Raw genomic sequence first — 12542 nt, forward strand, 5'->3', positions numbered from 1 at the left:
AACAAATTATTCAGAAAATTGATATGATTTTTTAATTTGAAGAAATGGATATTTAATTTTAAAATTCCACTTGCATATTTTGGAATATGATTATACAATATCGGTATACGATATATCGAAGGTCGATATATCGCGAAGCGATGTATCGGAGGTAGTTATAATGAATGGGAAAGCGCAAAAATACATTCCATTAACTGAGGCGACATATTACATATTGTTGTCACTTGTAAAGCCAATGCATGGTTATGGAATTATGCAAATGGTAGAAGAGATGACAAATGGGGAAGTAAAGCTCGGTCCTGGTACTTTATACGGGAATACGACGAAGTTATTAAAAGAAAAATTGATTGTTGAAGTTGCCTCTACCGATAGGAAGAAATGTTACGAGTTAACACCATTTGGTAGAGAAGTGTTGGAATTGGAGTATAAAAGATTACAACGATCTGTAGGGAATGGAAATAGTATTTTAGGGGAGTGAATGGAAGATGGAGACAAAGAAGATATTCAAACCTTTTGCGGTATGGAGCTTAGAAAAAGAAGAAGCTTTTTTACGGAATATGCACCAACAAGGCTGGGCATTACAAAAATATAATATAATGTATACGTTTCAGAAAACTAAGCCGAAAGATGTAGTATATAAAGCAGATTTTAGATTGGATTATAAAGATTCAAAGGAAAAACAAAAAGAATATATTGAAATATATGAAATGTGTGGATGGAAACATGTAACGAGTTTTGCAAAATGGAATTATTTTTGTAAAGATGTAGAAGAGGAAAAAGAGTTGCCTGATATTTATTCAGAAAAGGAAACGAAGGTACAAAAAATGAAGGAATTACTACAATTTTTTGCCTTTATTTCAATAACTATATTACCCTCAATGTATAACGCATTTTTAAGTTCAACAGAATCAAGAGTGCCAATTTGGGCGAAAGTTATGCTGGGGTTTGTTGGTTGTATGTATATGTATCTCTTTATAAGGCTCTCTTGGAAAATTAAGAAATTGAAAAGCGAAATATTATAATAAAGAGTGGATTTTAAAAGAAGATGATTTCGTAGATATTATATACGGGAATCATCTTCTTTCATTTCTATGTAATTTTATTTTGTTCACTCTTTTTTACATAATAAAAGACTGTATATTTAAGGCATAGAACTAACAGTTACAAAGATAATACTAGTAATAATACCTAAAAAAGTCATAAATGATGAAGAAACGATTAATAATAATGAACTACTGATTAATACTATTTTATTAGAGTTTTGATGTTTAAAGTGGTAATAAAGTAAAAAGCCGCAAACAGTAGAAACAATTCATATAGCTAGACCGTAAGGAGTTGTTATCTTCTTCCAATCGAAAATCCAAAAGTAGAGTATGATCATGTGGCAAACTAATCTCTTATGTAAATATTACAAGAAGAGTATGGAGTTTAAAATATAATAAGGAAGAAATACGTTTTGTACTACCTCATTAAAAGGAAAAATCCCTTAAAGAAAAATCTATTTCTATAAGGGATAGTACTGATTTTATGAGAAAGACTGATTTTGCGCAGGTTTTATAAATTGCTCTGGGTTTTCAACAAGCCCGCATACAGCACATTGGACGCGGTAAGTAGGTCCTTGATAAGCCATATGAAAAGCGTTCATCGTTTCATTTGTGTATTCTTCTTCTACTTGACCAGTTTGCGGATTTAATTTTACTGGTTTTACTTGTTGCTCAAGAATATTAAAGCGCGTTCGGTTCGTTTTACAGCTTGGACATAGCATTGGTTCCATATGTATACACCTCCATTTGTAGCATTTCTTAAGCGGTATGATTTTATGCAAGTAAAAAAACTTTCTCAATATAAATAGGTGTTTATTATATTTAAAATTCAGAAAAAATAAAATATAATAAATGTAAGAACTGGTTATGTCCAAACCAAATCTCCTGTTTTATGCCAATAAGCTGGGGGGCCGAGAAATCGGCCTCATTTTTTTGTGTTCATCTCAATAAGGTACAAGGTTTTTAAAAACATTTGTCGAATTTTTAGAGGTGAAGGTTAAGGGGGAATAATTATGAACTTAAAAATGAAATACATTATTTTATATGTAGAAAAGTTTGAGCAATGTCTTCAGTTTTATAAAGAAATTTTAAGATTGCCAATAAGAGCAGAGCACGGTACATATATTGAATTTGAAACAGGAGCAACAATTTTAGCGATGAATACACGAGAGGATGTTAAGGAGTTAACGGGACTACCTCTTACAGAAGGTGTACTACAATCTTCCCATTTTGAGTTAGGGTTTGTTGTAGAGGATGTAAAGGAAACGATTGAGAAATTAAAAGAACAAGGGGTGAAAGTTCTAGTTGAGCCAATCGTAAAACCGTGGGGACAAACAATTGCTTACATTGCCGATCCAGACGGTAATTATATTGAAATTTGTAGTTCATTAGAATAGAAGGAGAAAAAGAGGATGGGGTTTCCAAAATTAGAAACAGAACGTTTACTATTAAGAGAACTTACACTATTAGATGCAGAAGCGATGTTCCATTATTTTTCAAAAGAATCCGTTATTCGTTATTTCGGAATGGACTCTTTCGAAAATATTGAGCAAGCGAAAACGACTATTCAAACGTTTAGAAAGCGTAATGAAGAGGGAAGCGTATTTCGCTGGGGAATAGAGAAGAAAGGCACGGATCAATTAATTGGTACGTGTGGGTTTCATTTAATTAACAAGCATCATAAACGAGCTGAAATTGGTTATGAGCTAGATGATACATATTGGGGACAAGGATACGCAACCGAAGCACTGCAAGCAATGCTAGCTTACGGATTTGAAACGTTGCATTTTATAAGAATTGCAGCTGTCGTATATATAGAAAATGAAGCTTCCCGTAATTTATTAAAAAAATCCGGATTTCAAGAAGAAGGATTACTTCGAAAATATATGATTCAAAATGATGTTGCTCATGACACGGTCGTTTATTCATTATTAAAAGAAGATTGGCAAAAGTAATGAGCACAAATGAGATAATGAAGGTTATTAAGGACCATAAAGATGAGCGATTTATATTAGGTATAGACGGACTAAGTCGTTCGGGTAAAACAACGTTGGTTAAAAAATTAGAAGAAAATATGAAACGAAATGGAATCCCGTTTCATATTTTTCATATTGATGATCACATAACCGAGCGTAACAAGCGATATAATACTGGATTTGCAGAGTGGTATGAGTATTACAACTTTCAATGGGATATCGATTGCTTGCTGCGAAACCTTTTTCAAAAGTTACAAAGCGCTATTGAATTAGAATTACCTTTTTATCATGATGGAACAGACTCATGTGAAATGAAAGAAATACAGCTTCCTTTAGTAGGTGTAATAATTGTAGAAGGAGTTTTTCTTCAACGAAAAGAATGGAGAGATTTCTTTCATTATATGGTGTATTTGGATTGTTCAAGAGAGACAAGGTTTCTACGTGAAAGTCCAGAAACGCAGAAGAATCTTTCAAAATTTCAAAGTAGGTATTGGAAAGCGGAGGAGTATTATTGGGAAGCGGAATCTCCGAGGGATAGGGCGGATTTAGTAATTACAAAATGAAGCTAAGTATAAAGAAGTGCATGGGAAATTTGATAGCAAGATGAAAACCGCATTATCAGAGGGGAAAATGAAAGATCTTACGCCTGTAATGTTAAGCGATAATAAAGTTGTTTAAAAAATAATAAAATCCTTTAAAAAATAATAAAGTTCTTTAATTCTTATAGAACTAACCATGCAGGTTAGTTCTATAAAAAAATTTCAATTTATTACAAAGTGTAGAAAAGCATAATTTTTCAAAGGCAAAGCAAGAATGGGTATATTATGGAATGGTAGACAATAAGTTAACTGTCATCTATGTTGCCATGAAAGAGTTTAACTGGCATGAACTACAATTTGTAGGGCAGTTTATGAGTTCACAACAAAGAGAACGCTATAATATCATATTAAAATAAAAGAGGGGTAGAACATGCCATTCCATATAGGTAGTGCAAGAGCAGGTTTTACTAAGGTAAGTGGTACTAGGGGTAGGTGCATTCTATAAGTATTTAGGATATAGAGAAAACGGTAAAGATGTAATGGAACGACACGAAGCTTATGTTGAGGATATTCATGTAGAAACTGTAACGAAATACGGTAAAGTATACTGGAATACGATTGATAGTGAACTAGAATATGCAAAAAAAAAGATTAGTGAACTAGGATATACAGAAAAGGAAACTCTTAGAGATGTATTACTTAGGGCAGATAGATGTTTGAGAGACTATGGTTACGCTATAAAATAGTAGACTTTAGGAGAAATAAATCTATTTAAAGGGGTACCAAGGATGGGGAAATTCAAGAAAGACCAAAAAGTAGTTGCACTTACATTTGAGGGGTTAACGCCATGTACCATTGTAAGAGTTGGTTGGATTTTTATTACGGTACAGGTAGAGGAAACAAAACATCTGTATTCGATTACAAAAGGTAAGATAGTTCCTTTAGAAGAAGACAAATACTACTTATTAGAAGAGTGTATAAATGAAGAAGGTAACTTTGAAATAGGCGATGTGTTTGGTATTATTGATTCATCGAACTTAGAAAGTGTAAAGAAAGAATTTGCTAACAACGGTGAATTCGAGAAGAAAGATGGACAATATTATACAAGACTTAAAACAGGTAGTGAGTTACTGAAACAATACTTCAACTAATATTTCACAAAGGAGTATGCAATATGATTGAGATGAAACAGGTAAAAGTAGGGAGAGACCAAAAGGAGTCTCTTTTTGTTTTAAATGGTGAAGGTGACATTATATTAAGTACAGAGAAAAGGTCCATCTTAAACAGTTGGTGTAATCTATTAGGGATAGAGATACCGACTAATGTAAAAATAACAGAAGTAGACAATGTACATATAACTACATATCAAGTAGAGAAGACTGTCATGTGTAAGGAATTTATAGATAAGAAAGAAGTACCTTTAGGGGTATCTCCTTGTCTAACCTTTGTACCTATGAAAGACTGTGATGAATACATGGAAGTAATTGCTTACGTACATATTGACGAGAAAGTCACAACAATCTATATACCGCATGAAACTTCAAATGTATTTGTAGAGTTGTATACAGGAGAAGTAGACACTAGTGTAAAGTTACCATTTTTAAATTATAATTTCTAATAGGATGGTAGGAACATGATTCCAAATATAGAACTAGGTATCAAAACGGTAAAGGGTCAAGACTTAAAATTAGGTGATATATTAAGTGCAGATGGGTTAATAGACACAGTTGTAGTAATAGACGAAGAAGGTAACTTACATACACAAGTAAATAGTGAACCATCAATGGCATTCGAGTTAGAAGGTTTTATCATAGTAGAGTGAAAATGACCTAATTTTGATATTTACGGACATATTTCAAGTGGGAAAATATGCTCAACTCACCCTATCAATAATTACAATGGGATTATCTGCTTACATTTGCTTGAACAAAAAGATGAAATGAGGCTTTCGATAAAAGTGAATAATCTTATTTATGTTAGGTATATAGACTAATAAAAAAATTTTATATTTTATTATTGGGAGGACGAAATAATGGATTTGGTAAACAAATTTTTAAACGGCTTGAGAGCAGCATTATCAACAGATGATCTCGAGGCACTAAATAAAGCGTACGGTGCTACAAAAGATGATATTGATACATTAAGGTCAGAATATCCAAATTGTCCAGAATCACTAATCTCTTTACTTGAAAATATTGATGGTACATATTGGCGGAAATATGGAGAAAACAAAGTTGCGGTATGTATTTTAGGCTCAGATGTTGAAGAGTATCCATATTATTTGCTTTCTACACAGCAGATGCTCGAAAGTTCAAAAGAAGAAGAAGACGTCTCTTATCTTTTAGAATACCAAGATGACGAGGATACTGTTGATTCTAAGATAAATCCAAAAGGACTTCTCCCTGGCACTTATATTCATTTTTCAGACTGTATGAACAATGGTGGAACATCAAGACTCTATATTGATTTTAACCCTTCTGATGAAGGTGTATGTGGTCAAATAATTCGTTTTTTGCACGACCCTGATGAATATGAAGTGATTGCAAACAGCTTTGATGAGTATTTACAGGATCTTATTGATGGTGATTTTAATTTTCTAGAAGAAGAATCTCAATAATTTGTGAAGAATTACACTTCAACTAATGGGAGCTTTAGTTGAACAAGATTTAAACAAATTTATTATTTATATTTGTCTACAAACTCATTTAAAAGGTTAGAAATTAAACAACTTTAAAGAGCCTTACTACAATATGATTTGTAGCGAGGCTCTTATATTTTTAAATCAGAATTAAATAACATTATTATCACTTTACATGTAATTGAAAAAGCTGGTATATTCGAAAAGATTGAAAAAAAGTCGATTGAAGAAAAAGATGGTTTATATACTGTTGTTCTTGTAGCAAAATATAGTAAAGAACAACGTACCTTTATCATAACTTATAACGCTAAAGAAGAAATAGCAGGTTTATATATTAAATAAAAAACAGATACAGTGGAAGTTTCCACTGTATCTGTTTTTTTGTTTTAACCAAATTATGGTTATTCGCGCTAATATGAACACATAGCTATATAAAAGGGGTGGGTATTATGAAAACCGAAATAGTTCCCAAAAAAAAGTACAGTATAATAAGCTATATATCTTTACTCATCGGAATTATGTGTTTTTTATTCGTTTTTATAACTCCGACGAGAATAGCGAATGCGGGAAATATAGTTGGAGATTATGTAACGATTGCTCTTACAGGTGTAGGTATTATACTTTCAATAATCACAATGACGAAAAAAACAGAGAAAAAGGGGATAGCTATTATTTCATTAGTACTGTCCTCATCATTTTTTATATTTTGGATCATCGCAATTATTTTAGTTTTGACGGGTCAAGTTAGCTTCGCGCCGTAATGAGCAATAAAAAGAGTCCTTCATTAATAGAAGGACTCTTTTTATTCGGTATCTTCAGGTTGATATTCTAAAATATCCCCAGGTTGGCATTCTAATGCTTTACAAATAGCATCTAAAGTTGTAATTCTAATTGCTTTTGCTTTTCCATTTTTTAATATAGAAAGGTTAGCCATTGTAATTCCAACCTTCTCCGAAAGCTCTGTTACACTCATTTTTCTTTTAGCTAACATTACATCAATATTAATTATTATTGCCATGTTATTCACCTCAGACCGTTAAATCATTTTCTGATTTTATATCTATCGCATCTTTTAAAAGTCTTTGGAGAACGGCAGCAAAGACTGCGATAACCATTGAAGCAAAGATTAGGAGCATGCCAAGTATAATAATACCAGGTGCATCATCTCTTTCCGCTACAAGATAGAAGAGTGGCATACCTACCACATATAAAATACTGATTGTTACTGCACAGTTTTTTATCTTTTTTAAAGCCCTAACAGATAATTTCGAGAAAGCGTTACCCTTGTCAATGAAGCTTACAAGTTTAAAGGCTTGATATAGAGCAAAATAAAAAGGTATCACGGTTGCATATAGATTGATTAAAACAAGATATTTTATAAATGCAATATCCGGGAACAATTCCGCTGCATATTTCCCTATGTTAGGAACTAAAAATATACATAAAGCAAGAACAGGGATTCCAATCAGAATAATAGCTGTCTTTAAAAAGAGTGTTGATCCTTGTTTCATATAAAGCACCTCATTTAAATATTATCTATTTAATCTAACATGAAATTTATCGTTTAACAATAAATTTTTATTTATTATAATCTTGTTTTTATTGTTAAACCAATTTTGTATTTTAATGAAGATAATCATTCCTTCTTTTTGTAAATGATGTTATGTTAAAAGTAACGATTAAGTCGTTCTTATCCCGCTATTTGTGGGAGTCGGGCTGCCCGTAAAAGCCCGATTGGTGAAGGCTAATAATCAGTGGGGATGGAAAAAAAAACCTCTGATTAAAGTTTCACTTTATAGATAATAATTAATATGATTATACCTTTAGAATTTCTTCAACTACTACAAATAAATGAATAGTAAAAAGCCGATTATCCTTTAGATTACAAGAAATCGGCTTTTTTATACAAAAGATCGCTTAGCGTACGAAAATCGCTTTTTGTTGGCAGTGCCCTGTCACAATCAAGCTGAGAAAAACAAATAATCCAAAACGAGAAAATTCTTAAGTTGATGGATGTGTAATGCTACTCCTATGTTAAGGTTCGAGTCATTTGAAATAGCACCCTCTATATTGAGTGGTGTTAAAGCGACGTATATGATAAAAAAGATGTATCGCTTGTAAAAAAAATGCATCACCTTGAATGAGCTAATACGACAAGAATCCGTTTCGGGCTTAATTAGGGAATGCAGTACAGATCAGTATATAGTATACAAGCATTCCCTTTCTATAAATACGGTATGTTTTTAATATAATTAAAAGAAAATTTTTGTGTTCTTTAATATGATGTCACATAATACCAGTTTTTTCTATTTTTGTGATTTCTTTATATTCATTATTAAAGTCGTATTTGTTTGGTCTAGTATCATTTGGTGTATAAATAAATCCTGAAAAATTATCTAATATACCACGATAAGTAAAAAAGAAAACAGAAATACCATTTTTATTTTGTTGAATAATTACATCCCCACCGTTTTTGGAAGTGGATGCAAACTGTTTAGGTAAATGAATTTGTCTACTATCATAATGAACATTAGGAGTTAACTCTTTATGTTCTATAAGTGTTATAACTTTTTCACGGTCTTCTTTATAGATAATAAAATCTAAATTTATATAAATCTCATTAAATGGTATACATATCCAAGTAATTATTATGACTAATTGAATAATTAACGGTTTCCAATTTTTGTATTTGATAAGATGTATGATTGTGAAAATTAATATTAAGAAAAACAATCCATGAACTATTATTGAAAGAAATGGCATAACAAATGGGGTAAGGAATTCAACTAAATACCATTTGAAAAAATGATAAAGTATGAGAGCGAGACCGCTTATTAATGTAATTTTGGTTAAATTCTTATTCAAATTTTGAATCTCCTTTCTATACTAAAAACTATGTGATTTTAGTATGAATATAAAATATATTTTTTCATAAATTTCCCTTGTTTTCATTTTATTAACTTTGTGTGATTAATATTTTGAATATATCATAGATTTGAAATTAAATAAACGGACGTTGAATTTTTATATTTTATATAGAATAACAGTTAAATAAAAGTGAGGGAAGTTTTCAAAATAGACTAGTTTTTTATTTTAAATGTAATTTGATTTGTTTCATGAAATAGATCTGGTTCCGGTAAAATCAGTTGTAACAAGTGAACATTACGTTCATTGTGTATGTTATTCGTTTTTTATCGTTCTAGAAAACTGGTTATTGTTAGTTTCCTGACAGTGGGGAATTAATAATAAAAAAGAATAAATATAAGCTTGCGTAAATGTTATGGAAAATCAAATCCTTGTTTACATTGAGGATGTCGAAAACAGCTTATGGAGGAGCAACAATGATGAATCTTCGTAAAAAGATAATGAGGCTAGCATTAGTGGGAACGATTGTACTAGGTACAGGAAGCATAATGAACGATAACGAGGTAAAAGCTGAGACGAAAAAAGCAGGACAGCTCACTTCTTATTGTGGAAACGGGGCAGTACAGAAGTGAAAAAAACTCTGTGTTTCTTTTTAATTAATATATTTATTGGGAAAAACTTCGGAATTTCAGGCACAAATGCTCCTTCTATCCTATAATAGAAGCTATTCTGGACGTAAGCAATTTGTAAGGAATGAGTAAGAAAAAAGAGATTTTCATAGTATAAAATATTTATTATACCTGCGTATAACACCTACTACTAATAATGTGTTATAATACGAATTAGCAACATAAAGGAAAGGAATTAGAAAAAATGACATTACAAAATACTAAAAATTTAAAAAAACAAGTTGCTCCTTTTGAAAAATCAACGGCAAAAAAAAGTGTTTGGCAAATCATCAATACGGTAGTGCCATTTATTATCTTATGGTACCTTGCTTATAAAAGTTTGTCCGTTTCTTATTGGTTAGCATTAGTTCCAGCTGTGTTAGCCGCTGGATTTATGACACGGGTTTTCATTATTTTTCATGATTGTACCCATCATTCTTTCTTTAAAAGCCGTCGTGTAAATAGAATAGTAGGGACATGTATGGGTGTTTTAACTTTATTCCCGTTTGATCAATGGGGGCATGAGCATTCCGTTCATCACGCTACAAGTGGTAATTTGGATAAGCGAGGTACAGGAGATATTTGGACACTTACAGTGAATGAATATTTGGCAGCGCCATTTAGACTCCGTTTAGCATATCGTTTATATCGCAACCCATTCGTTATGTTTGGATTAGGCCCGATTTATGTTTTCCTACTTAAAAATAGATTTAACAGAAAAGGTGCTAGAAAGAAGGAACGCATGAACACCTATTTGACGAATGTGTTAATCGTTGCTTTAGTAGGGTTACTTTGCTGGGCACTCGGATGGCAATCGTTTCTTTTAGTACACGGTTCCATATTCTTAATAGCAGGTTCAATAGGTATTTGGCTGTTTTACGTACAGCACACATTCGAGGATTCTTATTTTGAAGAAGATAAAGATTGGGAATATGTGAAAGCGGCAGTGGAAGGAAGTTCGTTTTATAAACTTCCCAAAATCCTGCAATTTTTAACTGGTAATATTGGATTTCATCATGTTCACCATTTAAGTCCAAGAGTACCTAACTATAAACTAGAAGAGGCACACAATAATACGCTTCCTTTAAAAAATGTACCAACGATTACTCTTGCTACAAGCTTGCGGTCAATTCGTTTCCGTCTTTGGGATGAGCAAAACAACAATTTTGTTACCTTTAAAGACGTCAAAAAATTAGTAAAAAACAATGTTTCTGTTCCAGTAAAATCAGAACTATAACTTCACCACATATAACTGACTCCCCTTAATCATTTTTGACTTAAGGGGAGTTTTTGTTTAACTAGTAGATGTACGATATGGAGAAAACTTAAATGATTTAAATTGTAATGGAGGTGGATTAGGAAACAGGCATTAATAAAGGAGACAGTAAATATGTTATGTTAACAATGTGAAGCGTTTGATACCACAACTTTTTTAATGAATATCATGCTTCGTCTCTGAGAATATTTCAACAGACAGGAAATGATGTAAACGTAATACCAAAGTATCTTAATCTGCAAAACAAATAACAATAAGAGTTATGAAGTTATTTTGAGATAATAAAATGCAAAACGGACAAACTCAATTATTCATGAATTTGTCCGTTTATCTTTTAGTGGAAACAGGGGAGTATGTAAAACCACATGTGCATAAAGTGTAAAGCTGTTTAAAGATTTGTGTATTCAGCTAATCTGGTCTTTTTTGCAGTTGTTACTTTTTAGTTTGACCGGATAGTTCAACAGACTTTTGCGTACAACGCTGCATAGCTGAAATGATGGCTGTTCGTAAGCCTTTTTCCTCTAATGTTGCTACAGCTTCTATAGTTGTTCCGCCAGGGGAACAAACCATATCTTTCAATTCACCTGGATGTATGCCTGTTTCTAGTACCATTTTTGCAGAGCCTAACACAGCTTGAGCTGCGAATTTATATGCTTGATTTCTTGGCATACCATCTAATACAGCTGCATCTGCCATTGCTTCTATAATCATATATACATATGCTGGCGAAGAACCACTTACAGATGTTACAACATCCATTAATTTTTCACTTACGATCTCCGTTTGACCAAAACTATTGAAAAGGATTAATACATCTTCTAAATCTTTTTCTGTCACCATTTCATTAGGACATAGCGCAGACATTCCTTCTCCAACAAGAGCAGGTGTATTAGGCATTACTCGTACAACCTTCAACTTTTTATCAAAAGCATCTTCAGTACTTTTAATGCTTTTTCCTGCAGCGATCGTTACGACGATAACATCGTTTTTTATCACTTCTTTTATTTCGTTAATTATTGATGCGTATAGGTCTGGTTTAATTGATAAAATTAAAATATCAGCATTTTTAGCTACTTCATTGTTGTCAGTTGTTGTAGTTAGTCCATATTTTTCACTAGCATTTTTTAAATTCGTAGTGTTTAAATCTGAACAAATGATTTTATTTGAAGACACTATATTTTTGTTTATCATCCCGCCAATCATAGCCATTCCCATATTTCCGCATCCGATGAATCCAATTTGTTTGTCCATAATAACTCAATCTGGCTCCTTTTATCATAAATTATATCGGTTTCAAATTATTATTCTAAAATAACAATAACATCCAAGTGCAATATAAAGAAACATTCTAAGAGAATACGTTCTTTTTTGCAATACAAAAAATAAAGAAATCAATTTTATTCTGTACTAAACAAGTGCATTCTCAATTATTTAATATTTTATGTTATTTACTATTTGGTAACGTTTAAAAGCATGTTGGAGAATAGGTATAGTTATATCAACTTTTTCTAGATATGGTGATATTCATAAGTGTGTA

At 31.9% G+C, this 12542-nt stretch carries 17 protein-coding genes and 4 pseudogenes; 15 read left to right on the plus strand and 6 right to left on the minus strand.

The features are described 5' to 3' along the window. Positions 1 to 160 precede the first annotated feature (160 nt). A complete protein-coding gene (locus MKX66_RS05050) occupies positions 161 to 478 on the plus strand; it encodes a PadR family transcriptional regulator (RefSeq protein WP_088035481.1) in 318 nt (105 codons plus the stop codon). 7 nt (positions 479 to 485) lie between these two features. Beyond that, the gene (locus tag MKX66_RS05055; protein WP_098767607.1) at positions 486 to 1022 is read left to right on the plus strand and encodes a DUF2812 domain-containing protein; all 537 of its coding nucleotides are present in this window, start codon (positions 486 to 488) and stop codon (positions 1020 to 1022) included. 119 nt (positions 1023 to 1141) lie between these two features. On the opposite strand, the pseudogene MKX66_RS05060 reads toward MKX66_RS05055, so the two are convergent. Next, positions 1142 to 1381: pseudogene (locus MKX66_RS05060) on the minus strand (hypothetical protein). Positions 1382 to 1525: 144 nt separating this feature from the next. Beyond that, on the minus strand, positions 1526 to 1774 hold the full coding sequence (locus MKX66_RS05065; RefSeq protein WP_000433610.1) for a hypothetical protein: 249 nt from the start codon (positions 1772 to 1774) through the stop codon (positions 1526 to 1528). Between the two features lie 282 nt (positions 1775 to 2056). On the opposite strand from MKX66_RS05065, the gene MKX66_RS05070 reads away from it, so the two are divergent. The 11 genes and pseudogenes from MKX66_RS05070 to MKX66_RS05115 all read left to right on the plus strand — a co-directional run bounded on the left by MKX66_RS05070 (position 2057) and on the right by MKX66_RS05115 (position 6957). After that, entirely contained in the window at positions 2057 to 2440 is a 384-nt protein-coding gene (locus MKX66_RS05070; protein ID WP_002084828.1) for a VOC family protein, read from the plus strand. A gap of 15 nt (positions 2441 to 2455) precedes the next feature. Beyond that, positions 2456 to 2998, plus strand: coding sequence for a GNAT family N-acetyltransferase (locus tag MKX66_RS05075; protein WP_002032891.1), 543 nt, complete (start codon positions 2456 to 2458; stop codon positions 2996 to 2998). Further along, positions 2998 to 3582 carry a kinase gene (locus tag MKX66_RS05080; RefSeq protein ID WP_061688462.1) on the plus strand — a complete coding sequence of 195 codons (585 nt, stop codon included), beginning with the start codon at positions 2998 to 3000 and terminating at the stop codon, positions 3580 to 3582. Before MKX66_RS05075 ends, MKX66_RS05080 begins: the two co-directional genes overlap by 1 nt. After that, positions 3572 to 3673: pseudogene (locus MKX66_RS30825) on the plus strand (DUF3887 domain-containing protein); the annotation flags it as partial. The gene MKX66_RS05080 and the pseudogene MKX66_RS30825, both read left to right, overlap by 11 nt. Positions 3674 to 4034: 361 nt before the next feature. Next, on the plus strand, positions 4035 to 4304 hold the full coding sequence (locus tag MKX66_RS05085) for a hypothetical protein (RefSeq protein WP_002032885.1): 270 nt from the start codon (positions 4035 to 4037) through the stop codon (positions 4302 to 4304). Between the two features lie 42 nt (positions 4305 to 4346). Then, positions 4347 to 4709, plus strand: a complete 363-nt coding sequence (locus MKX66_RS05090) for a hypothetical protein (RefSeq protein ID WP_002032883.1) — start codon at positions 4347 to 4349, stop codon at positions 4707 to 4709. 23 nt (positions 4710 to 4732) lie between these two features. Next, positions 4733 to 5176 carry a hypothetical protein gene (locus tag MKX66_RS05095; protein WP_002032882.1) on the plus strand — a complete coding sequence of 148 codons (444 nt, stop codon included), beginning with the start codon at positions 4733 to 4735 and terminating at the stop codon, positions 5174 to 5176. A gap of 15 nt (positions 5177 to 5191) precedes the next feature. Next, positions 5192 to 5380 (plus strand): hypothetical protein, encoded by a 189-nt coding sequence (locus MKX66_RS05100; RefSeq protein WP_016101154.1) that lies wholly within the window; start codon positions 5192 to 5194, stop codon positions 5378 to 5380. 210 nt (positions 5381 to 5590) lie between these two features. Next, positions 5591 to 6175, plus strand: a complete 585-nt coding sequence (locus MKX66_RS05105) for an SMI1/KNR4 family protein (protein WP_016101155.1) — start codon at positions 5591 to 5593, stop codon at positions 6173 to 6175. A 198-nt stretch (positions 6176 to 6373) separates the two neighbouring features. Continuing rightward, positions 6374 to 6538: pseudogene (locus MKX66_RS05110) on the plus strand (DUF3887 domain-containing protein); the annotation flags it as partial. A gap of 107 nt (positions 6539 to 6645) precedes the next feature. Next, entirely contained in the window at positions 6646 to 6957 is a 312-nt protein-coding gene (locus tag MKX66_RS05115; RefSeq protein WP_002190010.1) for a hypothetical protein, read from the plus strand. A 41-nt stretch (positions 6958 to 6998) separates the two neighbouring features. On the opposite strand, the gene MKX66_RS05120 is transcribed toward MKX66_RS05115, so the two are convergent. From MKX66_RS05120 to MKX66_RS05130, 3 genes and pseudogenes are all read right to left on the minus strand, one after another. Further along, positions 6999 to 7214, minus strand: coding sequence for a helix-turn-helix domain-containing protein (locus tag MKX66_RS05120; protein WP_000974615.1), 216 nt, complete (start codon positions 7212 to 7214; stop codon positions 6999 to 7001). 10 nt (positions 7215 to 7224) lie between these two features. Continuing rightward, entirely contained in the window at positions 7225 to 7707 is a 483-nt protein-coding gene (locus tag MKX66_RS05125; RefSeq protein ID WP_002032872.1) for a DUF2975 domain-containing protein, read from the minus strand. Positions 7708 to 8471: 764 nt separating this feature from the next. Continuing rightward, positions 8472 to 9061: pseudogene (locus MKX66_RS05130) on the minus strand (hypothetical protein). 476 nt (positions 9062 to 9537) lie between these two features. On the opposite strand from MKX66_RS05130, the gene MKX66_RS05135 reads away from it, so the two are divergent. Further along, on the plus strand, positions 9538 to 9693 hold the full coding sequence (locus MKX66_RS05135) for a hypothetical protein (protein ID WP_002168135.1): 156 nt from the start codon (positions 9538 to 9540) through the stop codon (positions 9691 to 9693). Positions 9694 to 9934: 241 nt separating this feature from the next. Next, the gene (locus MKX66_RS05140) at positions 9935 to 10966 is read left to right on the plus strand and encodes a fatty acid desaturase (protein ID WP_061675371.1); all 1032 of its coding nucleotides are present in this window, start codon (positions 9935 to 9937) and stop codon (positions 10964 to 10966) included. 471 nt (positions 10967 to 11437) lie between these two features. Here MKX66_RS05140 and proC read toward each other — a convergent pair whose 3' ends face one another. Continuing rightward, the gene (gene proC / locus MKX66_RS05145; RefSeq protein WP_078184931.1) at positions 11438 to 12256 is read right to left on the minus strand and encodes a pyrroline-5-carboxylate reductase; all 819 of its coding nucleotides are present in this window, start codon (positions 12254 to 12256) and stop codon (positions 11438 to 11440) included. Positions 12257 to 12542 lie beyond the last annotated feature (286 nt).

Origin of the sequence: Bacillus sp. FSL R9-9530 (genome assembly GCF_038008145.1) — a bacterium.
GTDB lineage: Bacteria > Bacillota > Bacilli > Bacillales > Bacillaceae_G > Bacillus_A > Bacillus_A mycoides.